The organism is Anaeromyxobacter sp. Fw109-5 (genome assembly GCF_000017505.1).
Taxonomy (GTDB): Bacteria; Myxococcota; Myxococcia; order Myxococcales; family Anaeromyxobacteraceae; genus Anaeromyxobacter.
Genome location: NC_009675.1, coordinates 518,915 through 542,783, shown reverse-complemented (window position 1 = coordinate 542,783; position 23,869 = coordinate 518,915). Strand labels below are relative to the sequence as shown.

21 protein-coding genes are annotated in these 23,869 nt (G+C 76.0%); 7 read left to right on the top strand and 14 right to left on the bottom strand.

Annotated features, from left to right (window positions below; translation table 11 throughout):
* Positions 1–2: 2 nt before the first annotated feature.
* The 3 genes from pyrF to ANAE109_RS02440 form a co-directional block, all read right to left on the bottom strand.
* Positions 3–686, bottom strand: coding sequence for an orotidine-5'-phosphate decarboxylase (pyrF, locus tag ANAE109_RS02450; RefSeq protein ID WP_041448068.1), 684 nt, complete (start codon positions 684–686; stop codon positions 3–5).
* Positions 687–904: 218 nt separating this feature from the next.
* On the bottom strand, positions 905–2,026 hold the full coding sequence (locus ANAE109_RS02445; RefSeq protein ID WP_011984800.1) for a DUF4388 domain-containing protein: 1,122 nt from the start codon (positions 2,024–2,026) through the stop codon (positions 905–907).
* Between the two features lie 6 nt (positions 2,027–2,032).
* Positions 2,033–3,760, bottom strand: coding sequence for a proline--tRNA ligase (locus tag ANAE109_RS02440; protein WP_011984799.1), 1,728 nt, complete (start codon positions 3,758–3,760; stop codon positions 2,033–2,035).
* A 114-nt stretch (positions 3,761–3,874) separates the two neighbouring features.
* Between ANAE109_RS02440 and ANAE109_RS02435 the strand changes: the two genes are divergently transcribed.
* Positions 3,875–4,210 (top strand): cytochrome c, encoded by a 336-nt coding sequence (locus ANAE109_RS02435; protein ID WP_011984798.1) that lies wholly within the window; start codon positions 3,875–3,877, stop codon positions 4,208–4,210.
* Here the strand turns inward: ANAE109_RS02435 and ispG are convergent.
* Together ispG and ANAE109_RS02425 are read right to left on the bottom strand one after the other, a co-directional pair.
* On the bottom strand, positions 4,207–5,325 hold the full coding sequence (ispG, locus tag ANAE109_RS02430; protein WP_011984797.1) for a flavodoxin-dependent (E)-4-hydroxy-3-methylbut-2-enyl-diphosphate synthase: 1,119 nt from the start codon (positions 5,323–5,325) through the stop codon (positions 4,207–4,209). The genes ANAE109_RS02435 and ispG overlap by 4 nt on opposite strands.
* A gap of 212 nt (positions 5,326–5,537) precedes the next feature.
* On the bottom strand, positions 5,538–6,602 hold the full coding sequence (locus ANAE109_RS02425) for a thioredoxin (RefSeq protein ID WP_011984796.1): 1,065 nt from the start codon (positions 6,600–6,602) through the stop codon (positions 5,538–5,540).
* Positions 6,603–6,690: 88 nt separating this feature from the next.
* Between ANAE109_RS02425 and ANAE109_RS02420 the strand changes: the two genes are divergently transcribed.
* Genes ANAE109_RS02420 through moaC form a run of 3 tightly spaced genes read left to right on the top strand, consistent with a single transcriptional unit; the run spans position 6,691 to position 8,995 of the window.
* On the top strand, positions 6,691–7,524 hold the full coding sequence (locus tag ANAE109_RS02420; RefSeq protein ID WP_011984795.1) for a methyltransferase domain-containing protein: 834 nt from the start codon (positions 6,691–6,693) through the stop codon (positions 7,522–7,524).
* Positions 7,525–7,575: 51 nt separating this feature from the next.
* On the top strand, positions 7,576–8,520 hold the full coding sequence (trxB, locus tag ANAE109_RS02415) for a thioredoxin-disulfide reductase (protein WP_011984794.1): 945 nt from the start codon (positions 7,576–7,578) through the stop codon (positions 8,518–8,520).
* Positions 8,521–8,524: 4 nt separating this feature from the next.
* The gene (moaC, locus tag ANAE109_RS02410; protein WP_011984793.1) at positions 8,525–8,995 is read left to right on the top strand and encodes a cyclic pyranopterin monophosphate synthase MoaC; all 471 of its coding nucleotides are present in this window, start codon (positions 8,525–8,527) and stop codon (positions 8,993–8,995) included.
* On the opposite strand, the gene ANAE109_RS02405 is transcribed toward moaC, so the two are convergent.
* Genes ANAE109_RS02405 through ggt form a run of 8 tightly spaced genes read right to left on the bottom strand, consistent with a single transcriptional unit; the run spans position 8,992 to position 18,122 of the window.
* On the bottom strand, positions 8,992–9,816 hold the full coding sequence (locus ANAE109_RS02405) for a TatD family hydrolase (protein ID WP_011984792.1): 825 nt from the start codon (positions 9,814–9,816) through the stop codon (positions 8,992–8,994). The genes moaC and ANAE109_RS02405 overlap by 4 nt on opposite strands.
* 40 nt (positions 9,817–9,856) lie before the next feature.
* On the bottom strand, positions 9,857–10,924 hold the full coding sequence (cheB, locus tag ANAE109_RS02400; RefSeq protein WP_011984791.1) for a chemotaxis protein CheB: 1,068 nt from the start codon (positions 10,922–10,924) through the stop codon (positions 9,857–9,859).
* On the bottom strand, positions 10,921–13,413 hold the full coding sequence (locus ANAE109_RS02395) for a response regulator (RefSeq protein ID WP_011984790.1): 2,493 nt from the start codon (positions 13,411–13,413) through the stop codon (positions 10,921–10,923). Before ANAE109_RS02395 ends, cheB begins: the two co-directional genes overlap by 4 nt.
* 3 nt (positions 13,414–13,416) lie before the next feature.
* A complete protein-coding gene (locus tag ANAE109_RS02390) occupies positions 13,417–13,977 on the bottom strand; it encodes a chemotaxis protein CheW (protein ID WP_011984789.1) in 561 nt (186 codons plus the stop codon).
* Between the two features lies 1 nt (position 13,978).
* On the bottom strand, positions 13,979–14,353 hold the full coding sequence (locus tag ANAE109_RS02385; protein ID WP_011984788.1) for a PleD family two-component system response regulator: 375 nt from the start codon (positions 14,351–14,353) through the stop codon (positions 13,979–13,981).
* Positions 14,350–15,828: a protein-glutamate O-methyltransferase CheR gene (locus ANAE109_RS24525; protein WP_011984787.1), complete on the bottom strand. Its 1,479-nt coding sequence runs from the start codon at positions 15,826–15,828 to the stop codon at positions 14,350–14,352. The genes ANAE109_RS02385 and ANAE109_RS24525 overlap by 4 nt, the downstream gene beginning before the upstream one ends.
* The gene (locus ANAE109_RS02375) at positions 15,825–16,400 is read right to left on the bottom strand and encodes a chemotaxis protein CheW (protein WP_011984786.1); all 576 of its coding nucleotides are present in this window, start codon (positions 16,398–16,400) and stop codon (positions 15,825–15,827) included. Before ANAE109_RS02375 ends, ANAE109_RS24525 begins: the two co-directional genes overlap by 4 nt.
* Before the next feature lie 57 nt (positions 16,401–16,457).
* Positions 16,458–18,122, bottom strand: a complete 1,665-nt coding sequence (ggt, locus tag ANAE109_RS02370) for a gamma-glutamyltransferase (protein ID WP_041448067.1) — start codon at positions 18,120–18,122, stop codon at positions 16,458–16,460.
* A gap of 94 nt (positions 18,123–18,216) precedes the next feature.
* Between ggt and glmU the strand changes: the two genes are divergently transcribed.
* The 3 genes from glmU to thpR all read left to right on the top strand — a co-directional run bounded on the left by glmU (position 18,217) and on the right by thpR (position 22,525).
* Positions 18,217–19,680 (top strand): bifunctional UDP-N-acetylglucosamine diphosphorylase/glucosamine-1-phosphate N-acetyltransferase GlmU, encoded by a 1,464-nt coding sequence (gene glmU, locus ANAE109_RS02365; RefSeq protein WP_011984784.1) that lies wholly within the window; start codon positions 18,217–18,219, stop codon positions 19,678–19,680.
* Positions 19,681–19,718: 38 nt separating this feature from the next.
* The gene (gene glmS / locus ANAE109_RS02360) at positions 19,719–21,554 is read left to right on the top strand and encodes a glutamine--fructose-6-phosphate transaminase (isomerizing) (protein WP_011984783.1); all 1,836 of its coding nucleotides are present in this window, start codon (positions 19,719–19,721) and stop codon (positions 21,552–21,554) included.
* 383 nt (positions 21,555–21,937) lie between these two features.
* The gene (thpR, locus tag ANAE109_RS02355) at positions 21,938–22,525 is read left to right on the top strand and encodes an RNA 2',3'-cyclic phosphodiesterase (RefSeq protein WP_011984782.1); all 588 of its coding nucleotides are present in this window, start codon (positions 21,938–21,940) and stop codon (positions 22,523–22,525) included.
* Positions 22,526–22,555: 30 nt separating this feature from the next.
* On the opposite strand, the gene ANAE109_RS23185 is transcribed toward thpR, so the two are convergent.
* A complete protein-coding gene (locus ANAE109_RS23185; RefSeq protein WP_011984781.1) occupies positions 22,556–23,581 on the bottom strand; it encodes a DUF6600 domain-containing protein in 1,026 nt (341 codons plus the stop codon).
* Positions 23,582–23,869: the final 288 nt, after the last annotated feature.

The window sequence follows — 23,869 nt, the reverse complement described above, 5'->3', positions numbered from 1 at the left end:
CGCTACAGCGTCCCCGCGATCGCCCGCGCCGCGGCGCCGGGATCGCCACCCTCGCGCAGGGGGCGGCCGATGACGAGCACGTCCGCGCCGGAGCGCACCGCCTCGGCGGGCGTCGCGACGCGGGCCTGATCGCCCTTCGCGGCGCCCGCGGGGCGCACGCCGGGGATGACGAGGAGCGGGCCGGCGCCGACCGCCGCGCGGACGGCGGCGACCTCGTGCGGGGAGCAGACGATGCCGCCGGCACCGGCCCCGACCGCGAGCCTCGCGAGCCGCACCACCGCGTCCTCGGGCGGACCGGCGAGGCCGATCGCGTCGAGCGCGGCCGCGTCGAGGCTCGTGAGCACCGTCACCGCGAGCACCCGCACGCCCGGGCCCGCGCCGCGCACGGCGGCGCGGACCATCTCCGCGCCCCCGGAGGCGTGCACCGTGAGGAGCGACGCGCCGCTCGCCGCCGCCGAGCGGGCCGCGCCCTCCACGGTGTTGGGGATGTCGTGGAGCTTCAGGTCGAGGAACACGGGCCTCCCGAGCGCCGCGGCGGCGCGCACCACGGGCGGACCCTCGGCGACGAACAGCTCCAGGCCGACCTTGAGCATGCCGACCTCGGGCGCCACCGCGCGCGCGAACGGCTCGGCGGCGGACCAGGACGGAAAGTCGATGGCGGCGCAGATGCGGTCCTTGGGCTGCATGCGGTTGGCTCCTCCGTGTGAACGACCCATGGCGCCCGCGGCCCTCGGCCGCCGAGCTCGGCCGCTCGCCCTTCGACAAGCTCAGGGCGAGCGAACCACTTCCGGACGTCGATCTCGACCCCGACCCCGACCCCGACCCCGACCTGGATCTCCTGAGGCCGGTCATCCCGAGCGTAGCCCCGCCGCCCCGCGGTGGAGCGGAGTCGAGGGACCCCGACCTACCCCTTCCCCACCTGCATCCGGCCCACCTCGCGCAGGAGCCGCTCGGCCTCCTCGCGCGGCAGCCGGTTCTTGGCCTCGAACAGCGCGAACGCGAGCAGCTCGTCGAGCGCCTCGAGCGCCCGCGCCCGCGCCGCCGCCCCGCGGTGGGCACCGGCCGCGCTCACGTTCCCGAGCACCTGCGCGACGTCGAGGTCGCCGTCGTGCTGGACGTGCACCCCCGCGAACGGGGCGCGGCGCTTGTCCGGGAGCTGGGCCAGGTAGCCGTTCAGGCGATCCGCGGCGTCGGGGGTGACCGCGGCGAGCGCCGCGTGCACGCGCCGGAAGATGCGCCGGTAGGTCTCGAAGGGCCCGCTCGCGCGCGCGGGCGCGGCGGGCTCGGGCGGCGCGATCTCGATGGTGACCTCGGGCTCGCCCGGCCCGGGGGTGGTGGCGGCGGCGCGCGCCGCCTCCGCCTCCTCGAGGCGCTTCATCCCCGCGAGGAGGAGCTCCCGGGTCCGCTCCGGCAGCTTCACCGCGGTGGCGTCGTCCACCGGGCCCTCGAGGAACGCGAACTCGCCGGTCAGCTCCGCGAACGCGCCGAGGACGATCTCGCGGACCTGCCGCGTGACGCCCTCGTAGAGCTGGCCGGGCCCGAGGACGCCCTCGTCCACGAGGACCTGCCCGAGCGGGCGCCCGGCGCGGGCGAGGCGGGCGCAGCGCGCGAGCTCCTCCTCCCCGACGAGCCCCTCGCGCAGGAGGACCGGCCCGAGCCGATCGGAGGGGTCGCTCGACGAGGCGAACACCACCTGCCCGTCGCGGAAGTAGATGCTCTTGCGGCGCAGCCGGTCGGGCGTGTCGGGCGCGGCGCGGGCCGCGTCCTCGCCGAAGGCGAGGAGGAGCACGCCGGTCTTCAGGGAGGTGAAGACGAACTGGATCACCTCCGGCACGGTGAGGGCCGCGAGCGACCCCGCGAACCAGGCCCGCGGCGCCTCGTCCCCGCGGGCGGGCACGAGCAGCGCGAACGCGCCGCGGGCGGAGACGAGGTCGACCTCCCCGCCGCCGCCGAGCCCGAGCGCCTCCGCCTCGCGCGGCGGCACGAGGACCTCGCCGTCGCGCCCGACCGAGAGCCGCGCGCGCACGCCCGGCTACCTCCCCGCCCGCACGTGCTCGGCGGCGCGGCGCGCCACCTCGGCCAGCGGCACGAGCTCGACCGCCTTGTCCCCGCGGAGCTTCCACTCCACCTTGCCCTCCGCGAGCCCCTTCTTCCCGACCGAGATGCGCAGGGGGATGCCCACCAGGTCGGCGTCCTTGAACTTCACGCCCGCGCGCTCCTCGCGATCGTCGTGGAGCACCTCGAGCCCGGCGTCCGAGAGCGCCTTCACGAGCTCGTCGGCGGCCTTCTTCAGCTCCGGCTCGGGCCCGAGGGTGAGCACGGTCGCCTGGAACGGCGCGATGGCGGGCGGCCAGCGGATGCCGAGCTCGTCGTGGTGCAGCTCGATCGCCGCGGCCATGATGCGCTCGACGCCGATGCCGTAGCTGCCCATCACGATGGGGACGGCCTTGCCGTCCGCGTCGAGCACGGTCGCCTTCATCGACTCCGAGTACTTGGTGCCGAGCTTGAAGATGTGGCCGACCTCGAGCGCCTTGAAGACGTCGAGCGTGCCGTCGCAGCGCGGGCAGCCTTCGCCGGCGCGGACCGTGCGCAGCTCGGCGACGGTCGCGTGCGGGCCGGTGAGCACGTCGCGACGCACCTCCACGCCGCGCAGGTGGAAGCCGTCCTCGTTCGCGCCGGTGACCATGTCCTTGCGGTCGGCGAGGGAGGGATCGACGAACACCTTCGCCCTGGAGAAGCCCACCGCGCCGAGCGATCCCGCGCGCGCGCCCATGAGCGACGGGATCTCCTCGGGGTGCGCCGGGCGGATCACCTGCGCGCCGGTCGCCGTCTGGAGCTTCGCCTCGTTCAGCTCCTGGTCGCCGCGCACCACCGCGACGACCAGCTTCTCGTCGGCGACGTAGACGAGCGTCTTGAGCTGCCGCCTCGCGGCGACGCCGTAGGGCGGCTGCTCGAGCGCCTCGATGGTCACGACGCCCGGGGTGGCGAACTTCTCGGGCTTCGGGAGCCCCGCGCCGTCCTGCTCGGACGCGAGCCGGGAGGTGGCGGTCTCGGTGTTCGCGGCGTAGCGGCACCTGGGGCACGCCGCCACGAGGTCCTCGCCCGCGTCGGTGCGCACCATGAACTCGGACGACTCGCTGCCACCCATCGCCCCGGAGTGCGCCTGCACCGCCACGAAGTCGAGGCCGCACCGGGTGAAGATGCGCTCGTAGGCGCGGCGCTGGTCCTCGTAGCTCTTGTCGAGCCCGGCGCGGTCCACGTCGAAGGAGTAGGCGTCCTTCATGGTGAACTGGCGCACGCGCAGGAGGCCGGACTTGGGGCGCGGCTCGTCGCGGAACTTGGTCTGGATCTGGTACCAGACCTGCGGGAGCTGCCGGTACGAGCGGAGCTCGTCGCGGGCGATGGCGGTGAAGATCTCCTCGTGCGTCATGCCGAGGCAGTAGTCGCCGTTCTTGCGGTCCTTCAGCCGGAACATGTTGTCGCCCATCACCTCCCAGCGGCCGGACTCCTTCCAGATCTCCGCGGGGTGGAGGGCGGGCAGGTAGAACTCCTGGCCGCCGATGGCGTCCATCTCCTCGCGGACGATGGCCTCGATCTTGGCGAGCGTGCGCTTCGCGAGCGGCAGGTAGTCGTAGATCCCGGCCCCGAGCTGGCGGATGAAGCCGGCGCGGACGAGCAGCTTGTGGCTCGCGACCTGGGCGTCGGCGGGGGCTTCCTTCAGGGTGGGGACGAACGCCTGGCTGAGTCTGACGACGGGCATGGTCCGGCGGTTATACACCGCCCGCCGCGGCGCTCGCAGCGCCCGCCGCGCGCCGTGGACGCGGGACGCGGCGCCGCGCTGGCGGCCCCGGGACGTTCCGGATAGAGAGGCGCAGTGACCCGCCGCGCCCGCCTCGCCGCCCTCGCCGTGGCCGCCGTCGCGGTCGCGCTGGCGATCGCGCTCGCGGCGGCGCCGCGCGGCCGGCCCTCGCTGGTGGGGACTCCCGAGGCCCTCGCGCGGGGTGAGCGGGTGTTCCGCGCGAAGTGCCTGCACTGCCACGGCGACGTACCGCTCGCGCGGCGCGTGGCGGGGTGGACCGCGGAGCGGGCCTACGACGCCATCGGCCGGCTGCCCCAGCTCTACCCGGTCATGCCGGAGTTCCACGGCAGCGACGAGGACCGGCGCGCGCTCGCCGTGTACCTCTCGGCGATGGGCGAGGGCAGCGACTAGTCGCGCTCGCCCGGCGTGCGGCTCGAGGCGATGCTGATCGCCTCGGCGACCACGGCGTCCTCCAGCTCCTCGGCCTTCATCCGCTTCACGATCTTGCCGCCGCGGAAGAGGAGGCCCACGCCGTTGTGGCCGTAGGCCACGCCCACGTCGGCGGCCGCGGCCTCGCCGGGGCCGTTCACCTCGCAGCCCATCACCGCCACCGCCACCTCGCCCTTCAGCGTCGCGAGCCGCTTCTCCACGCGCTCGGCGATGGGGATCATGTCCACCGAGCAGCGGCCGCAGGTCGGGCAGGAGGTCATCGTGGCGCCGCCGAACTTGAGGCCGAGCGACTTGAGCAGCAGGCGCGCGACGCGGACCTCCTCGACCGGGTCGGCGGTGAGGGAGACGCGGATCGTGTCGCCGATCCCGTCCCCCAGCAGGATGCCGAGGCCGGCGGCGCTCTTCACGGTGCCGGCGAGGAGCGTGCCCGCCTCCGTGACGCCGAGGTGCAGCGGGTACTCGAACCGCTGCGAGAAGAGCCGGTTCGCCTGCACCGTCATGGCGACGTCGTGCGCCTTCAGCGACACCTTGATCTCGCGGTAGCCCTCGTCCTCGAGGAAGCGGATGTGGCGCTCGGCGCTCTCGACCATGCCCTCCGCGGTGGGCCAGCCGTGCTTCTCCACGATGTCCTTCTCGAGCGAGCCCGCGTTCACGCCGATGCGGATCGGCACGAGCCGCTCGCGCGCCGCGTGGACCACCTCCCGCACCCGCTCCCGCGCGCCGATGTTGCCCGGGTTCAGGCGGATGCCGTGGATGCCCGCCTCGAGCGCGGCGAGGGCCAGCCGGTAGTCGAAGTGGATGTCGGCGACGAGCGGCACCGGCGAGGCGCGCACGATGGCCGGCAGCGCCGCCGCCGCGTCTCGGTCGGGCACCGCGACCCGCACCACGTCCGCGCCCGCCTCCGCGAGCGCGCGGATCTGCGCGAGCGTCGCGGGCGCGTCGGACGTCTGCGTGGTGGTCATCGACTGCACGGCGATGGGGGCGCCGCCGCCGATGGGGACGTTGCCGAGGCGGATGCCCCGCGTCTTCCGCCGCTCACCCAGCGTCGCCGCCGCGCCCTGCCCGTAGCCGCCCATGCGTCGAGGTCCTCCCGGCGCCCCGAAGGAGGCGAGGCGGCCGGCCGCATATGTAACCCGCCACGCGCCCCGTCGCTGCCCCCGCGGCAGGGCGCGTGATCCCGAGCGCAGCGCGGCCCCGCGAGTGGCGAGGCCGCGCGAGCTCGAGGGACCGCCGGCGATGCAAACCGGACGTCCGTGCTGCCGTCCGGGGGCGGTGCGACGTCGACTCGCTACTTGCCCGCGCTCGCCAGCTCCTGGTCGATCACCTTCTTGAACGCGTCGAGGGGCTGGGCGCCGCTGAGCATCCGGCCGTTGATGAAGAACGCCGGCGTGCCGCTCACGCCCGCCTCCTCGCCTGCCTTCCTGTGCTCCTCGACCACCTGGGTCTTCTCGCCGGAGTCGAGGCACTTGTCGAACTTGGCCTGATCGAGCTTCAGCTCGCCCGCGTACTTCTTGAGATCGGGGACGTCGATCGCGTTGCTCGAGGCGAACAGCCGCTGGTGCATCTCCCAGTACTTCCCCTGATCGCCGGCGCAGTGGGCCGCCTCGGCGGCCTTCGGCGCGCGGGCGTGCATGGGCAGCGGGAAGTCGCGGTACACGAGCCGGATCTTGTCCGGGTAGGCGGCGAGCACCTGCTTCACCGTGTCCTCGGCGCGCACGCAGTACGGGCACTCGAAGTCGGAGAACTCGACGATCGTCACCGGCGCGCCCTGCGGGCCCTTCGACGGGCCGGTCGCCGCGACCTCCACCTTGGGCGGCTCGTACGCGGGGAGGAGCACCTCGACCTTCGCGTCCTTCTTGAGCTCCTCGTAGTACTCGGCGAGGAGCCCCTGCGCCTTCTGGTTCTTCACGAAGCGCGCGATGTCCGGCTTCACCTGCTCGTACGGCGGGAGCTGCTGGCCGCCGGCCTTGGCGCGATCGTAGAGCGCCTTCAGCTCCTCCTCGGACGGCTCCGCGACCTTGGCGCCGATGTCCCGCTGGACCATCTCCTCCGGCGAGAGGTTCTGGGCCTTCGCCTTCTCCTCGACGATGCGCTTGCGGATCATCGCCTCGAGCGCCTGGCGCCGGAGCTGGTAGCGCTGCTCCTGGTACTGCTGCTCGAGCTGGTCGAGGTCCTTCTTCACGAGCTCGTCGAGCTCACCGGCGGTGATCGTCTGGGCCCCGATCTTGGCCACGGGCGCCTTGGGATCCTGCTTCTGCGCCTGGCCGTTCGAGGCCTGCTGCGCCGGGCGAGGGGACTGGCACGCCGCGAGCGCGAGGGCGAGCGCGGCGACGACGAGGTGACGGCTCTTCATGGGGCGGAGGCTCCGGACGAGGAAAGGCTCGGGGGGATAATCTGAACGCGGGCGAGATTCCGCCAAATCGCCGGGGAGGTCAACGCCTTTGCCCACCGCCGAGCGCGACGTCTGGAACCCCGATCGCTACGCCCGCTTCGCCGGCGAGCGGCGGGCGCCGTTCCTCGATCTCCTCGCCACCATCGAGCCGCGGCCGGGCATGCGGATCGTCGATCTCGGCTGTGGCTCGGGCGAGCTCACGCGCCTCGCGCACGAGCGGCTCGGCGCGCGCGAGACCGTCGGCGTGGACGCCTCCGCGGCGATGCTGGCGCGCGCCGCGGCGCACGCGGGCGGCGGGCTCGCCTTCCGCCAGGGCGATCTCGCGGCGGTGGACGACGGGCCGTACGACCTCGTCCTCTCCAACGCCGCCCTGCACTGGGTGCCCGACCACGCGGCCCTCCTGCCGCGGCTCGCGGCGCTCCTCGCGCCGGGCGGGCAGCTCGCGCTGCAGATCCCGGCCAACGAGGAGCACCCGTCGCACGCGGTCGCCCGCGAGGTGGCCCGCGAGCCGGACCTCGCCGCCGCCCTGGCCGGCTTCGTGCGCCAGAGCCCGGTGCTCGCGCCCGAGGCGTACGCGCGGGTCCTGTGGAGCCTCGGCGTCTCCCGCCAGCGGGTGCGGGTGGAGATCTACGCGCACCCCCTGCCCGAGCCGGCCGCGGTGATCGAGTGGGTGCGCGGGACGCTCCTCACCGACTACGAGCGGCGCCTCTCGCCCGAGGCGTACGCGCGCTTCCTGGCGAGGTACCGCGAGCGGCTGCTCGCGGAGCTGCCGGACGAGCGCCCCTTCCTCTACACCTACCGCCGCGTCTTCCTCTGGGCGCGGCGGCCGCCGGGCCCGAGCGGCCGTGCCGGCGGCGCCCCCGGGATCGAACCTTCCCCATGACACCCGGGCTCCGAGAGGATAGACAACCGTCCGCTCAATCGAGGGAACCCAATGGCCCAGCACGAGAGGCTCGTCATCATCGGTAGCGGCCCCGCCGGCTACACCGCCGCCCTGTACGCCGCGCGCGCGAACCTGAACCCGCTCATGTTCGAGGGGATGCAGCCGGGCGGGCAGCTCACCATCACGAGCGAGGTCGAGAACTTCCCCGGCTTCCCGGAGGGCATCCTCGGGCCCGAGCTCATGGAGCTCATGAAGAAGCAGGCGGAGCGGTTCGGCACGCGCTTCGAGCTGGGTGAGGTGACGCGGGTGGACTTCACGCGACGCCCCTTCCAGCTCTGGCAGGAGGACCGGCTCTTCACCGCCGACGCGGTCGTCGTCGCGACCGGCGCGTCCGCGAAGTGGCTCGCCATCGCCTCGGAGAAGCAGTACCAGGGGCGCGGCGTGTCCGCCTGCGCGACCTGCGACGGGTTCTTCTTCCGCGGCGTGGACGTGGCGGTGGTGGGCGGCGGCGACACCGCGATGGAGGAGGCGATCTTCCTCACCAAGTACGCGACGAAGGTCTACGTGATCCACCGCCGCTCCGAGCTGCGCGCGTCGAAGATCATGCAGGAGCGCGCGCAGAAGAACCCGAAGGTCGAGCTCGTGCTCGAGTCGGTGGTGGACGAGATCCTCGGCGACGGCAAGGCGGTCACGGGCGTGCGGCTCCGCTCCACGAAGGACGGATCGCTGCGCGAGGTGCCGCTCAAGGGCGTCTTCATGGGCATCGGCCACGAGCCGAACACCGGCATCTTCAAGGGCCAGCTCGCCATGAACGACGTGGGCTACCTCGAGGTGAGGTCGCCCTCGACGGCCACGAGCGTCCCGGGCGTCTTCGCCGCGGGCGACGTCGCCGACCCGAGCTACCGCCAGGCGATCAGCGCCGCCGGGTCCGGCTGCATGGCCGCCATCGACGCCGAGCGCTTCCTCGGCGAGCACACGACGGAGACCTGGGACTAGCCCGATGAAGATGATCGACGTCGGCGCGAAGCCGAGGACGGAGCGGGTGGCGATCGCGCGCGGCTTCGTGGCCATGTCGCGGGAGACCGTCGCGCGGGTCGAGCGGGGGGACGTGGAGAAGGGCGACGTCCTCGCCGCCGCCCGGCTCGCCGGGGTCATGGCCGCGAAGAAGACGCCCGACCTCGTCCCGCTCTGCCACCCCATCGCGCTCTCCGGCGTGGAGACGGAGGTGGAGCCGGGACCGCGCGGCGTCGCGGTGACCGCGACGGTGCGCACCGTCGACCGGACCGGCGTCGAGATGGAGGCGCTCGCGGCGGTGGCCGCCGCCTGCCTCACGATCTACGACATGCTGAAGCGGTACGAGAAGGGCATGCGCATCGAGGGGCTGGAGCTCGTGGAGAAGAAGGGCGGCCGGAGCGGCCACTGGAAGCGCGAGGACGCCGAGGCGCGTCCCCGCCGTCGCCGCAGCCGCTAGCGCGCACCGCCCTCCCGCCGGGCCGGGGCGCGCCGACCCCGCGGCTCCGCCCCGAGGCCCAGGAACGCGCGCGCGTTGCCGCCGCACACCCGCCGCACCACCGCCTCGGAGAGCCCCGCCTTCGCGAGCCGGTCCGCCGCGAGCGGGAGGGCGAGCAGATCGGCGCCCGCCACGCCGGCGTCCGAGCCCAGCACGAGCCCCTCCGGCCCGAGCGCGCGCACGAGCCGCACCGCCTCCGCGATCGGCCCGCGTGGCGCGCCGGTGGCGGAGAGCGAGAGGCCGGCGAGGTAGCCGCACGCCCGCACCGCGCGGACGGTTCGCGCATCGGCGCCCGTGACGAGCACGCGGCGGGGATCCAGCTCCGCCTCGCGCAGCAGGGCGAGCACCCGCCGGGTGATCCGCTCCTTGGCGCGCCACGGCGTGGCGACGAGCACGGGGCGGCGCAGCTCGCGCGCGAGCGCGAGCTGCCGGGCGAAGACGCGCTCCTCGAGCTCGCCCCCGCCGGCGAGGCCGACGGCGCCGATGGCCGTCACCTCCGGCCGATCGAGCGCGACGGGCAGCTCCGCCAGCAGCGCCTCGAGGCCGCGCAGCGGAATGCACCGCGGGTGGATGCCGACGGCCGCGTGCCCGTCGAGGCCGGCGCGGCGCAGCCGGCGCGCCGCGGCCGCGGTCTCGTCCCAGCCGGCGCGGATGGCCGACGCGGTGGCCGGCACGACGGTGTCGTCCGACGGGACGAGGGCCCCCGAGACGCCGAAGAAGGCGAGGTCGTCGAGGTCGCGCGTCCGGAGCGCGCGCGCGTGCAGGAGCGCGTCGAACCACATCTCGCCCCGAACCTACACCGCGCGCGACGCGGCGCCGCCATCACGCGCGGGGGGCGAGGGCGGGGGCGCGAGCGAGCCTGAGGAGCGCGGGGGCGATGTCGTCGAGCTCGAGGGTGTGGAGGGCGGCGCCCCGCTCGATCGCGGCGCCGGGCATGCCGAACACCACCGCGGAGGCAGGCCCCTGCGCCGCCGTCCAGCCGCCGCGCTCGCGCACCGACCTGAGGCCGTCGGCGCCGTCGTCCCCCATGCCCGACAGGACCAGCCCGGCCGCCGCGCCGCCGTACTCGCGCGCCAGCGACTCGAGCAGCGTCGTGCCGGACGGCCGGAAGCCGCGCACCGGAGGGGCGTCCACGAGCCTCACGCGATCCGCGCGCGCGGTGAGGTGCCGTCCATCGGCGCCCACGTAGACCGTGCCCGCGCGCAGCAGCTCGCCGTCCTGCGCGAGCTTCACCGAGAGGCGCGTCTCGCTCCCGAGCCAGTGGGCGAGCCCCGCCTCGAACCCCGGGGCGATGTGCTGCACCACCAGGATGGGCGCGGGGAACTCGCGCGGCAAGGCCCGGAGGATCCGCGCGATCGCCGCAGGGCCGCCGGTCGAGGCGGCGATCCCGAGGACCCGGGGCGCGTGGGCGGGGGACGCGCCGCGCGGCGGCGGCGCCGGCGCCGCTCGCGGGGCGGCCGCCGGCAGCGCGCGCCGACGGTGGCGAGTCACGACCTTGAGCCCCGCCACCGAGCGGACCGCGTCGCGGATGGCCTGGACCTCACGGTCGAAGCGCGCGGCGTCCACCGCGCGCGGCTTCGCGAGCACCTCCACCGCGCCGAGCTCGAGCGCCCAGAACGCGAGCTCCTGCCGCTCCGGGCCCGCCTCCGCGGAGACCACCACCACCGGCGTCGGCGCGACGCGCATGATCTCCTCGATGGCTGCGAGCCCGTCCTTTCCGGGCATGCGCACGTCCATCGTCACGACGTCGGGGCGGAGGGCGACCGCCTTCGCGACGGCGGCGTCGCCGTCCGCCGCCTCCCCGACCACGTCGATGCCGGCGCGCTCGAGGAGCGCGCGCAGCAGGGCGCGGAACGACCGCGAGTCGTCCACCAGCAGGCAGCGGATCATGCGCGGGGCAGGAGCTGGCGGACGAGGTCGAGGAGCTTGCCGCGCTCGACCTCGCGCTTCACGAGGTAGCCGTCGGCGCCGGCCGCGAGGCCGGTGGCCCGGTCCTCCGGGGCGTCGAGGGAGGTGACGAGGATCACCGGCGTGCGGCGCAGGCGCGGATCCGCCTTCACCTTGCGCGCGAGGCCGAAGCCGTCCAGGCGGGGCATCTGGACGTCGGACACCACGAGGTCCGCGCCCGCCTCCCGCAGCAGCTGGAGCGCCTCCTCGCCGTCGGCGGCCGGCAGCACCGCGTACCCGGCCAGCTCGAGGAGCGCCTTCATGGCGGAGCGGGTGGTGAGCGAGTCGTCGGCGACCAGCACGCGCCGCCCGCCCTCGCGGGCGCGCGCCGCCGCGGCGCCGGGCTGCGCGCGCCGGAGGAGCTCCGGCGCGGAGAGGACGCCCACCACGCGGCCGTCGTCGAGCACCGCCGCCCCGGCGAGGTGCGCGATCTGGGCCACGAGCCCGCCGAGAGAGGAGATCACGAGCTCCTGCTGGCCCACGAGCTCGTCCACCCCGACCGCCACGCGCGCGCCGCCGTGCGCGAGCACCAGCGCCACGGCCTGGCGCGCCGGTCCGCCTCCCTCCTCCGAGCGCAGCAGCCGGGCGAGCGGCGCGTACGGCACGTGCTCGCCGGCGACGAGGACGGTGGTGCGGCCGGCCACGGTGCCGAGGTCCTGGTCGCGGAGCAGCACCACGTGCTCGATCGGGTCCGCCGACACGGCGACGACGTCGCGCCCGACGCGGACCACGAGCGCCGCGGACGCCGAGAGCGCGAGCGGCACGTCCAGATCGAAGCGGGTGCCGCGCCCCGCCTCCCACCGCACGTCGATCGTGCCCTGGAGCCGCGCCAGCGTCTCCAGGACCACGTCCATGCCGACGCCGCGGCCGGAGATCTCGGTGACGGCGCGCGCGGTGGAGACGCCGGCGTGGAAGACGAGCCGGGCCGCCTCGGCGTCGGTGAGGCGATCGACCTCCTCGGTCGTGAGGAGCCCCTTGCGCACCGCGGCGGCGCGGATGGCCCCGACGTCGAGCCCCGGCCCGTCGTCCTCGACGACGATGGCCACGCGTGCGCCGCGCGGCTCGACGCGGACGGCGATCCGGCCACCGGTCGGCTTGCCCGCGTCGCGCCGCGCCGCGGGCGCCTCGATGCCGTGGTCCACGGCGTTGCGCACGAGGTGCAGGAGCGGATCCCGCAGCGCGTCCACGATCTGGCGATCGAGCCGCACCTCCCCGCCCTCCACGGTGAGCTCCACCTCCTTGCCGAGCCGCCCCGCGACGTCGCGCACCGCGCGCCGCAGCGGCTCGAGCACGAGCGCGGCCGGAACCATCCGCAGGCCGCGCAGATCCTCGCGGAGGACCGTGCCCGCGAGCCGCTGCGCCTCCGCCTCGCGCTGGGCCTCCAGCGCCACCCTGCCGAGGGCGGCGGCGACCTCCCGCAGCCGGGTCGAGGCGGAGTCGAGCTCGGCCCGGCCGGTCTCGATCCCGGCGCCGCGCAGCCTCCTGGTCGCGTGGTCGAGCGACTGCAGCGCGCCGCGGACGGCCTCCGCGTGGCCGAGCACGTCGCGCGCGCGCCGGGCCCGGCGGGCCTCGGCGAGCGCGAGGAGCTCGAACTGGCGGCCGATGGAGTCGAGGGTCGAGGCGAGCACGCGGATCGAGCGCTCGCCGCGCGCCTTCGCGGCCGCCGCCGCGCCGGTCGGTCCGGCCTCCGCGGGCGCCGGGGCCACCGGCGCGCGCGCGAGCGCCTCGCGGAGGTCGATGAGGTCCCCCGCGAGGGCGGCGGTGGCGCGCGGCGCGTCGGGCCCTCCCTCCGCCAGGAGCGTGAACGCGTCGGCCGCGCGGCGCGCGAGCGCCGCCACCCCGGGCGCGGCGAGGGCGGCGAGGTGGAGCGCGCCACGCGCGGCGCCGCCGGCGACCGCCCGGCGAGCGTCGGGCTCGAGGGGCGCGCAGAGCTGCTCGAGCGCCGCCTCGAGCGCGTCCATGCCGGCGAGCACGTCGGCGGAGGCGGCGGCCGCGCCCGTCGGCCCAAGGGTCGCCTCGTCGCGCGCGGCGGTGCCGGGGCCCTGGCCGATCCGAGCGGCCGCGCCGAGCCCGACGAGGAGCGCGTCCACCGCCGGCACCTCGACGACGCCTCCCGCATCGCCCGAGGCGAGAGCCGCCTCCATCGCCTCGACGGCCTCGAGCGCGGCCTGCACGGCCGCGCGCGAGAGCCCGGCGGCGGGGTCGTAGCCCGCGAGCGATCCCTCCAGCGCGTGCGCGAGCCGCTCGAGGTCGGCGAGGCCGAGGCTGCCCGCCGAGCCCTTGAGGCTGTGCGCGATGCGGCGCACGCCGTCGATCACGGGGCGGCCCGGATCGCGCTCGAGCTCGAGGATGCCCGCGCTTATCCCCTCGAGGTGCTCGCGCGCCTCGGCGGAGAAGACGGGCCAGATCTGCCGGAAGAGCTCGCGATCCATGCGCTATCCGCCCAGCGCCGCCGGGGCGGCCAGCTTGCCGAGGTCGAGGACCGCGAGCCGGTCGGGCGCGATCCAGGCGAACGGCCCGGCGGTCACCGGGGAGAGCCCGGCGCGCGGGAGCTCCAGCTGCCCCTCGACGACCTCCGCCGCGAGCCCGAAGGCGTCCGCGCCATGCTCGACCACCACGATCTTCGCGAGGTCGCTCATGCCGCCGCCGTCGAGCCCCAGGAGCTGCCGCAGATCGACGACCGGCACGATGCGGCCGCGGGAGACCGCGGCGCCGACCAGCCAGGCCGGCACGGCCGGGAGCGGGGAGAGCGTCCCCGCGTCGAGGATCTGGAAGACGTCCTCCACCGGGATCCCGTAGCGCTCGCCTCCGAGCGCGAAGGCGACCACCGGCAGCGTGGCGACGGCGGCCGTCTCGCGCGCTGGCGCGATGGCGCGCGCCCGCTCGTCGAGCACGCGCCGGCGCTCCTCGGGCGACGGCGCCACGTCGAGCCCGGCCCGGGGGTCGGCCGGCGCGCGCGGCGCGGGCTCCCGCGTGTCTCGCGACCCGAGCGCCACGCTACCTCCTCGCCGGGAGCCGCAAGATGCCGCCCACGGTGTTCCGGAGCTCCTCGACCGACACGGGCTTGGTGAGGAACGCGGTCGCGCCGACGAGCTTGCCCTTCTTGCGGCTCGCGTCGTCCGCGAGCGAGGTGAGGAGGACGATGGGGGTCTTGTGCAGGACGGTGTCCGCGCGGATGGCCGCGCACAGCTCGAAGCCGTCCATGCCGGGCATCCGCACGTCCGTGATGACGAGGTCCGGACGGTGCTCGCGCGCCCGCGCGAGCCCCTCCGTGCCGTCCTTCGCCTCCACGAACTCGATCTGCCAGCCCATCAGGTAGACCTGGATGAGCGACAGCAGCGTCCGGGTATCGTCCACGAGCAGCACCTTCATGCCTCGCTCCTTCCGGCCCCAGCCTGCGGTCGGTGCACGGCCCCGAGCGCGCTGCGCAGCGCGCCCACGGTGATGGGCTCGACGCCGCGCAGCGGCGCCGTGTCGTCGAGCCCCTCGACGGCCTCGAGCGCGTTCCGGCGCGCGCGCGCGGCCTCGTCGTGTCGCCCCACCCGCGCGTAGAGCGGCACGAGCGCGGCGTGGGCCATCGCCAGCCCCGGCTCGAGGTAGAGCGCGCGCCGGAGCGCGTCGATGGCCCCGGCGAGATCACCCCGCGCGTCCGCGGCCATGGCGAGGAGCAGGAATGACTCCGGGCACAGGTGACGCTCCGCCACCTCGCGCGCGAGCTGCTCCGCGAACTCGACGTCCCCGCGCCGCGCGGCGTCGCGCGCCTGCTCGAAGCCGGGGGCGGGGGTGGGGGTTGCCGACGCGGTCGGGGTCGGGGTCCCTCGACTCCGCTCCGCCGCCGGTGCGGCGGAGCGCAGCCTGTCCTGAGCGTAGCGGCCGCAGGCCGCGGAGTCGAAGGGCTCGGGATGACCGGCCTCAGGTGGTCCCGGGACCGGCGTCCGGGTCCGGATCGGGGTTCGGCTCGCGGTCGGGCTCGCGCCGCTCCCGCTCCTCGCCCTGCCCCGCGCCGGCTTCGGCGCGACGCGCTCTCCGGCCCGCTCCCCCTCCGCCATGCGCCGGAGCAGCGTCGTGCCGCCCACCTCGATCCGCTCCGCCTCGAGCCGCTCGGCGAGCGGCACCTCCACGGGACCGAGCAGCAGGAACCCTCCCGGCGCGACCGCCTCCAGCAGCCGCGCGGCGATCGCTCGCGCCGTCTCGGGGTCGAAGTAGATGAGCACGTTCCGGCACACGACGAGATCGAACGGGCCGGGCGGGGCGGGCTCGGAGAACAGGTTGTGCCGCCGCAGCTCGACCGCGGCGCGCACCTCCTCGCGCACCCGCACGACCGGCATCTCTCCCGCGAGGTGGCGGGCGCGGGCGACGGGGTCGAGCCGCCGGAGCGACCACGGGCCGTACGTCGCCTCCGCGGCCACTGCCAGCGCGCGCACCGACACGTCGGTCGCGAGGATCCGGTCGCGGCAGCCGGCGCGCCCGGCGTCGCGGAGCAGCATGGCGAGGGTGTACGGCTCCTCTCCGGTGGCGCACCCCGCCGACCAGATGCGCAGGGGGCGTTCGCGGGGAGCCCGCTCCAGCACGAGCTGGCGCACCACCTCGAGCTGCTCCGGGTGGCGGAAGAAGTAGGTCTCCCCCACCACCGCCGCCTCGACGAGCTCGGCGACGCAGCGCGCATCCCGAGCGCGCAGCCGCGCCCTGAACGTGTCGGGGTCGAGCCCGGTCGCCCGCGCGGCGCGCCGGAGCGCCTCGGCGAGGGTCGTGCGGAGCCCCTCGGTCAGCGTGATGCCGCAGGCGTCCCGCAGCGCCCGCTCGACGTCCTCGACGCCGGCGGCGGAGGGAGCGCCGGTCGCGGTCACGACCGCGGCTCCGCGAGCCCAGCGGCGAGCGGCCCCGGATCGATCAGCGGCACGACCTCGCCTCCGTGGAGGCAGAGCCCCGCGACGAGCGGCGACCCTCTCCAGGCGTCGGGCGTGCCCGCCTGCGCGTCCCCATGGAAGAGCCGCGGCCCGTCGACGAGCCGGTCCACCCGGTCCACCACGAGCCCGATCGTCGGAGCGCCGGGGACGACCGCGATCTGCGCGTCCAGGGAAGGCTCCCGCGCGATCCCGAGCAGCGCGGCCAGGTCCACGGCCACGACCGGGGTGCCGCGGCAGACGAACGTGCCGAGCACGTGGGGCCCGGCGCCGGCGAGCGGGACGGTGGAGACGAGCCGCACCACCTCGGATACCCGCCCCGCGCCGAGCAGCGCGCGCAGGCCCACCGTCTCGACGAGGAGGTGCAGGCCGGGGAGGACGTCGCCGCCCTGCGCGAGCAGCTCGCGCTGGGCGCGACCGAGCTCCTCCTCGAGCCGGCGCACCTCCGCGGTCAGGGCGGCGCGCGGCGGACGGAGGCCGCCCGTGGCGGCGCTGGATTCGGGCCTCGTCGTCACGGTGCGCGAGCAGGATAGCGGACGCTCGCTCGCCCGTCGAACCCACGCCGGCCGCGATCAGGGGGCGGAGGGGACCCCGTCGTACCTGGGGTCGCTCGCGGCCTCCCACCGCCCGTCGGGCCTGCGGCGGACCGCCTGGGCGTTGCCCCAGGGCCGCTCCGACACCTGGAGCCGGTGCCCCCGGGCCTGGAGGGCGCGGGCGGTCTCCGCCTCGAGGCCGTTCGGCTCCACCCGCAGCGCGTCCGGTTGCCACTGATGGTGCAGGCGCGGGGCGGCGAGCGCCTGCTCCAGGGTCATACCGTCGTCCACGAGGTGGGAGATCGCCTGCGCGATGGTGGTCGGGATGGTCGAGCCGCCCGGTGCTCCGAGGACGAGCCAGAGCGCCCCACCCGGCTCGAACACCAGCGTCGGCGCCATCGAGGAGAGCGGCGTCTTCCCCGGCGCCGGGGCGTTCGCGCCGGTGCCCACCAGCCCGTACGCGTTGGGCACGCCCGCGGCGGCGTCGAAGTCGTCCATCTGGTCGTTCAGGAGGATCCCCGTCCCCGGCACCACCACGCAGGCGCCGAACAGGTAGTTCACGGTCGTCGTGATCGCGACGGCGTTCCCCTCCCCGTCCACCACCGAGACGTGCGTCGTGTGCTTGTCCTCGCCCTGCGGCGGCGCCTCGGCGGCGACCGGCAGCGCGCGCTCGCCGACCTCCGCGGAGAGCCGGGCGGCGTACCGGGGAGAGACCATCTCGTCGACCACCGCCGCGGCGCCCGGTGCGAAGGCCGGATCCCCGAGGGCGGCGCGGCGCGCGAAGAGCCGCTTCTCCGCCTCCGCCATCGCGTGCAGGAAGCGCACGGGCCGGTACCCGCCGGCGCGCGGGGTCTCGCGCTCGAGCGCCTGCAGGACGCCGACCACGATCGCGCCGCCCGCGGAGGGCAGGCCCATCGACACGACGCGGTGTCCGCGGTAGCGACCCTCGACCGGCGGGCGCTCACGAACGCGGTAGCGCCCGAGGTCGCTCGCCGCGAGGACGCCTCCGTCGTCCCGGGCGGCCCGGGCGATCCGCTCCGCCAGCGGCCCGCGGTAGAAGGCGTCCGGATCCCGGCCCAGGAGCCGGAGGGTGCGGGCGAGCTCGCGGCGCACGACGCGATCGCCCGGACCGGGGGCGGCAGGCCGGCCGTCGGATCCCTTCGCGAGGAACTCCCTCGCCGCCGCGGGCCGGGCGGCGAGGCACGCGAGGCGAGCTCGCGCCGCGTCGGAGTAGGAGGGCGAGGCGGGGAACCCGCGCTCGGCGAGGCGCGCCGCGGGTGCGGCGAGCGCCGCGAACCGCCGCGAGCCGAAGCGGCGCGCGAGCTCCGCGTACCCCTTCACGGCGCCGGGCACCGCCACCGCGAGGCCTCCGTCGAGCGAGCGGGGCGGCGCCCCGGGCGCGCCGGGCGACGGCGCGAACATGTCCGGGGTCGCCGCGGCGGGCGCGACCTCGCGGAAGTCGAGGGCGTGCACCCTCCGCGCGCGCGCGTCGTAGACGAGCGCGAACCCTCCCCCGCCGATGCCCGACGACTGCGGCTCGACCACCGCGAGCGCGAGCGCCGCCGCGACCGCCGCGTCGGCGGCGTTGCCGCCGCCGCGCAGCACGTCCGCGGCGATCTCGCTCGCGAGCGGGTGAGCGGTCGCCACCGCCCCCCGGCTGGAGACGGCGGTCGCGGAGAGGACGAGCGCGAGCAGGACCGGCATCCACGTCGTGTACCACCGGCGTCGCCTTTTTCGGGCCGTCACCCCGTCCCTCGGGCTTGATCACCGCGGCAGGGGGGGCCTAGGGTGCCGCGACATGAGCCATTCCCCCACACCCCTCGCCGCGATCGTGCTCGCCGCCGGCAAGGGCACCCGGATGAAGTCTCAGAAGGCGAAGGTGCTCCACGAGGTCGGCGGCCGCCCGCTGGCATGGTTCCCGACCCGGCGCGCGCTGGAGATCGGCGCGAACCCCGTGGTGGCGGTCGTGGGCCACCAGGCGGAGGCGGTGGAGGCCGCGCTCGCGGCGACGCTGCCCGGCGCGCCGCTGCGCTTCGCGGTGCAGCGCGAGCAGCTCGGGACCGCCCACGCCGTCCTCTCCGCGCGCGAGGCGCTCGGGCGCTACCAGGGCGCGGTCCTGATCCTGTCCGGCGACACGCCGCTCCTCCGGGCAGAGACCCTCTCGCGCGTGGTCGCCGCCCGGGCAGGCGCCACGCTCTCGCTCGCGACGATGCGGCTCGCCGACCCGCACGGCTACGGCCGCATCGTCCGGGATCCCGCGGGGACCCCGGCCCGCGTCGTCGAGGAGAAGGACGCGACGGACGCGGAGCGCGCCCTCGACGAGGTGAACGCCGGGCTGTACTGCGCCGACGCCGCGTTCCTGTGGGAGGCGCTCTCGAAGGTGGGGAGCGCCAACGCGCAGCGCGAGTTCTACCTCACCGATCTCGTCGCCATGGCGGCGCGCGCGGGCGGCGTGGTCGCGGTGCCGGTGCCGCCCGAGGAGGCGTCGGGCGTGAACGACCGCGAGGAGCTCGCCCGCGCCGGCCGCGTGCTCCTGCGCCGCCGGGCCTCGGAGCTCATGCGCTCGGGCGTGACGATCGAGGATCCCGAGCGCTTCGACTGCGACGAGGGCGTCGAGATCGGAGCGGACGCGGTGATCGAGCCGAACGTCCGCCTGAAGGGGCGCACGCGCATCGGCGCCGGCTGCCGGCTCGGGGCGGGCGCGATCCTCACCGACGCCGTCCTCGCCGACGGCGTGACGGTGAAGCCGTACACGGTGATCGAGGAGGCGACCGTCGCCGCCCGCGCGATCCTCGGCCCGTTCTCCCGCCTGCGGCCGGGGAGCGACATCGGCGAGGAGGCGCACGTCGGGAACTTCGTCGAGACCAAGAAGGCGCGCCTCGGCAAGGGCGCGAAGGCGAACCACCTCACCTACCTCGGCGACGCCACCATCGGCGCGGGCGCGAACGTCGGCGCCGGCACGATCACCTGCAACTACGACGGGGAGAAGAAGCACCCGACGACCATCGGCGAAGGCGCCTTCATCGGGTCCGACTCGATCCTGGTCGCCCCCATCGAGATCGGGGCCGGCGCCTACGTGGCCGCGGGCTCCACCCTCACGGAGAGCGTGCCCCCGGGCGCCCTGGCCCTCGGGCGCGCGAAGCAAGTGACGAAGGAGGGGTGGGTGGCCAGGAGGAAGGCGGAGGCGCAGAACAAAGGGGCGGCCGAGGCCGCGCCGGCGCCGTCCCCGGCCGACAGCCCGCGCGGCGGGCGAGCGAGCTAGCGGAAGGGGCTCTCCCCCGTGGTAGAAGGCGAATCCCCATGTGCGGAATCGTTGGTTACGTCGGTCCCCGGCAGTGCGTTGACCTGATCGTCGGCGGCCTGAGGAAGCTGGAGTACCGCGGCTACGACTCGGCCGGCGTCGCGGTGGTGGGACCCTCCGGCCTCGCCGTGAAGCGGGCCAAGGGCAAGCTGCAGAACCTCGTCACCATCCTGCGCGACGGGCCGCTCCCGGGGTGCACCGGCATCGGGCACACCCGCTGGGCCACCCACGGCCGCCCGTCCGACGAGAACGCGCACCCGCACTCCTACGGCGGGGTGGCGGTGGTGCACAACGGCATCATCGAGAACCACCTCGATCTGAAGGCGGCCCTCACCGGGCGCGGCCACCGGTTCACCTCCGAGACGGACACGGAGATCTTCGCGCACCTCATCGCCGACGCGCTCGGCGACGGCGCGAAGGACCTGCACGCGGCGGTGCGCGCGGCGCTGCAGCAGGTGCAGGGCACCTACGCGATCGCGGTCGTGTCGGAGAAGCGGCCGGGCGAGATCGTCGCCGCGAAGAACGCCTCGCCGCTCGTCGTCGGCTACGGCGAGGGGGAGAGCTTCCTCGCCTCCGACGTGCCCGCGATCCTCGAGCACACGCGCCAGGTGAGCTACCTCGAGGAGGGCGAGCTGGCGGTCCTGACCGCCGAGGGCATCACCGTCTTCGGCCGGAACGACGAGCCGATCACCCGCCCGCCCCGCCGCATCGAGTGGAGCGCGGTGGCCGCCGAGAAGGACGGCCACAAGCACTTCATGCACAAGGAGATCTTCGAGCAGCCCCGGGCGGTCGCGGACACCATCCGCGGCCGCGCCTCGCTCGAGCAGGGAGACGTCACGCTCGACGGCGTGGAGCTGCCCGAGGACTACGCCCGCTCCCTGGAGCGGATCGTCATCGTCGCCTGCGGCACCTCCTGGCACGCCGGCCTCTCCGGCCGCCAGATGATCGAGGCGCTCGCGCGCGTCCCGGTCGAGGTGGAGCTCGCGAGCGAGTTCCGGAACCGCGATCCCCTGGTGAACGAGCGCGTCCTCTGCCTCGCCATCTCGCAGTCCGGCGAGACCGCCGACACGCTCGCGGCCGTCAAGATCGCGCGGGCGCGCGGCGCGAAGGCCTACGCCATCTGCAACGTGGTCGGCTCCGCGATCCCCCGCGAGTGCGACGGCGGGACGCTGTTCACGCGCGCCGGGCCGGAGATCGGGGTCGCCTCCACGAAGGCGTTCACCACGCAGCTCGCCGGCCTCTACCTGCTGGCCGTGAAGCTCGGGCGGCTGCGCGGCGCGCTCTCCGCCGACAAGGCGCGCGAGCACCTCGAGGCGCTCCGGCACGTGCCCTCCTGGATGGAGCAGATGATCCGCCAGGAGGCCGCGCTCATGCCGATCGCGAAGCGCTGCGCCGCCGCGCGGGACGTCCTCTTCCTCGGCCGCGGCGCCCAGTTCCCGGTGGCGCTGGAGGGCGCGCTGAAGCTGAAGGAGATCTCGTACATCCACGCCGAGGGCTACGCGGCCGGGGAGATGAAGCACGGCCCCATCGCGCTCATCGACGAGGACCTCCCGGTGGTGGTGCTCGCCACGCGAGAGCCCGCGTACGAGAAGACGCTCGGCAACATCGAGGAGGTCCGCGCCCGCGGCGGCCACGTGTTCGCGGTCGTCTCGGAGGGAGACACCCACGCCGCGAGCCTCGCCGAGGTGGCCCTCCCGGTCCCCCCTGCGCCGCCGCTCCTCGCGCCGCTCGTCTCGATCATCCCGCTCCAGTTCCTCGCCTACCACGTGGCGGATCTGAAGGGGACCGACGTGGATCAGCCGCGCAACCTGGCGAAGAGCGTGACGGTGGAGTAGGCGGCTCGATCCGCGACCCGCGACCGCGACCGCGACCGCGACCCGCGACCGCGACCCGCGACCGCGACCCGCGACCCGCGACCCGCGACCGCGACCGTGACCCGCGACCCGCGACCGCGACCGTGACCCGCGACCGCGACCGCGACCCGCGACCGCGACCGCGACCGCGACCGCGACCCGCGACCCGCGACCGCGACCCGCGACCCGCGACCGCGACCAGCGACCGCGACCCGCGACCCGCGACCGCGACCGCGACCAGCGACCGCGACCGCGAACCCCGACCCCGACCCCGACCTCGACCGCTCCCGTCGTGTCCGCGGCGCCGCCCTCGGCCCCCCTCTCCCCGCTCGCCATCCGCGTTCCGGTCCGGTACACCTCCCCCCGTGGAGGGCAAGACCCACCGCCTGTTCGTCGCGCTCGAGCCGCCCGACGCGGTTCGCCGGCGGATCGGCGCGCGCGCGGCCGCGCTCCGCCAGGCCGCCGGCCGACACGCGGAGGACGTGCGCTGGGTCCCCGTCGAGAACCTCCACCTCACGGTCCAGTTCCTCGGCGCCGTCCCCGAGCAGCGCGTGGAGTCGGTCGCCGACGGGGTGCGCGCCGCGGCGGCGGCGTCGCGGCCCCTCGCGCTCGAGGTGAAGGGCGCGGGCGGCTTCCCGAACGCGCGCCGGCCGCGCGTCATCTGGCTCGGGCTGGAGGGCGACGTGGAGGCGGCGCGGGCGCTCGTCGCGGACGTGGGCCGCCGGCTCGCGCCGCTGGGCTTCGCGCCCGAGGCGCGCCCCTGGGCCGCCCACCTCACCCTGGGTCGCGCGCGCGATCCCCGTGGCGCGCCGGGGCTCGGCGGGGCGCTCGTCGCGCGCGCGCAGGAGGACGGCATCCCGTGGCGCGCCGGCGAGCTGGTGCTGGTCGAGTCTCACCTCTCGCCGAAGGGCCCGCGCTACGAGCCCATCGTCCAGGCCGCCCTCGGCGCCTGACGGCGCGCGCGTCCGGCTCCGACCTCGCGCTCAGGGGCGCCTCGCGGGTGCGGGAGCGGGTGCGGGCGACGGAGCCGTCGCCCCGCTGTTCGCCTCCGGCGGACGAGCCGGTCTCGCCTCCCCTCCCTTCGGCGCGGGTGCGGGTGCGGGCGCGGCCGGCGCGGACCCCGGCGCGGCGCGCGGCGCAGTCTCGGCCTTGCCGGAGGGTGGAGACGCGGGGGCTCTTGCCCCCGTCGCAGGCGCCGGAGCCGGCTCGGGCCGGCGCTCGCGAGCCGTGGAGGGCGCGGGCGCCTTCGCAGGCGCCGGCGCCGGCTTCGCGGCGGGCCGGAAGGCAGGCACCGCGTCGCCGCTCCGCCGGCGGGCCGCGTCGGGAGACGGGACCGCCACGATGGGCGCTGGCCGCACCGGTCGGCCGATCTCCGCCTCCACGAGTGGCCTCGGGGGCCCCCCGCGCGGCGGCGCCGGCGCCACGCCCGCGCTGCGCGGTGGCGCCGGCCGCGTCCTGGGGACGAGCTCGGGGACGCGCGCGGGCGGCACGAGCGCGCGGTGAACGGGGTGACCCACGAAGCGGCGCACCGGCACGAACACCCAGCTCGTCACCACGATCGGCACCGGCTCGACCCACCACGTCACCACGCCGGGCGGGAGCGGCGCCCACCCGATGTACCCGCCCCCCACGCGCCAGGCGACCCAGGCCGGCGCCCAGTCGTACCCAGGGACCCAGATCCACCCGAGCCACGGATCGAAGATCCAGCGGCCGTAATGGTAGGCCGCCCACGCCCAGGGCTCGTCGCTCGCCCAGAACCAGCCCTCGACCGTCCAGACCCATTCACCCTGCGTGTACGGACGCCAGCCCGGGGCGACGCCGGACGGACGGAAGACGCGGCCGTAGCTCCCCGCGACCACCCACTCGCCGTACGGCGCCAGCCCGCTCTCGAACACCTCGAAGGAGACCGCGGCCCCTCCGGCCTGCGCCGCGGCGCGCCCCGGAGCGGCACCGGCTCCACAGAAGAGGAGCAGCGCACCGACGAGGGCTCCCACCGTCTTGGCCGCCATGGCCTCGACCTCCCGGCCCGCGGCGAGGCGGGCCGCGTTCCGTCGCGCGACGCGGGCCGGAGCCGCTCGAAGCCGCCGGCGGTCCCGGCAACGCCCGCAGGATCCGCCGCGGCACGCCGCGCGGCAACCGCGCAGGTGGGCCGCGGGCGGCGCGAGCCTGGCGGTCTCGCTCGAGGGCGGCGGTAGAGGGCGCGCGCCGCGCCGCCCGGGAGGCGGGCCGTCCACACCCGCGCGCGCGCTCGCGTGCACGCGGGGCGTACGGCCGGGGGGCGCCTCGCGCTCGCCCGG

Bases quoted from the DNA above. Each gene is read 5' to 3' on its own strand.
- pyrF (WP_041448068.1), bottom strand. From the start codon at position 686: ATGCAGCCCAAGGACCGCATCTGCGCCGCCATCGACTTTCCGTCCTGG.
- ANAE109_RS02440 (WP_011984799.1), bottom strand. From the start codon at position 3,760: ATGCCCGTCGTCAGACTCAGCCAGGCGTTCGTCCCCACCCTGAAGGAA.
- ispG (WP_011984797.1), bottom strand. From the start codon at position 5,325: ATGGGCGGCTACGGGCAGGGCGCGGCGGCGACGCTGGGTGAGCGGCGG.
- ANAE109_RS02425 (WP_011984796.1), bottom strand. From the start codon at position 6,602: ATGAAGAGCCGTCACCTCGTCGTCGCCGCGCTCGCCCTCGCGCTCGCG.
- trxB (WP_011984794.1), top strand. From the start codon at position 7,576: ATGGCCCAGCACGAGAGGCTCGTCATCATCGGTAGCGGCCCCGCCGGC.
- moaC (WP_011984793.1), top strand. From the start codon at position 8,525: ATGAAGATGATCGACGTCGGCGCGAAGCCGAGGACGGAGCGGGTGGCG.
- ANAE109_RS02405 (WP_011984792.1), bottom strand. From the start codon at position 9,816: ATGTGGTTCGACGCGCTCCTGCACGCGCGCGCGCTCCGGACGCGCGAC.
- cheB (WP_011984791.1), bottom strand. From the start codon at position 10,924: ATGATCCGCTGCCTGCTGGTGGACGACTCGCGGTCGTTCCGCGCCCTG.
- ANAE109_RS02395 (WP_011984790.1), bottom strand. From the start codon at position 13,413: ATGGATCGCGAGCTCTTCCGGCAGATCTGGCCCGTCTTCTCCGCCGAG.
- ANAE109_RS02385 (WP_011984788.1), bottom strand. From the start codon at position 14,353: ATGAAGGTGCTGCTCGTGGACGATACCCGGACGCTGCTGTCGCTCATC.
- ggt (WP_041448067.1), bottom strand. From the start codon at position 18,122: ATGCCGGTCCTGCTCGCGCTCGTCCTCTCCGCGACCGCCGTCTCCAGC.
- glmU (WP_011984784.1), top strand. From the start codon at position 18,217: ATGAGCCATTCCCCCACACCCCTCGCCGCGATCGTGCTCGCCGCCGGC.
- glmS (WP_011984783.1), top strand. From the start codon at position 19,719: ATGTGCGGAATCGTTGGTTACGTCGGTCCCCGGCAGTGCGTTGACCTG.
- ANAE109_RS23185 (WP_011984781.1), bottom strand. From the start codon at position 23,581: ATGGCGGCCAAGACGGTGGGAGCCCTCGTCGGTGCGCTGCTCCTCTTC.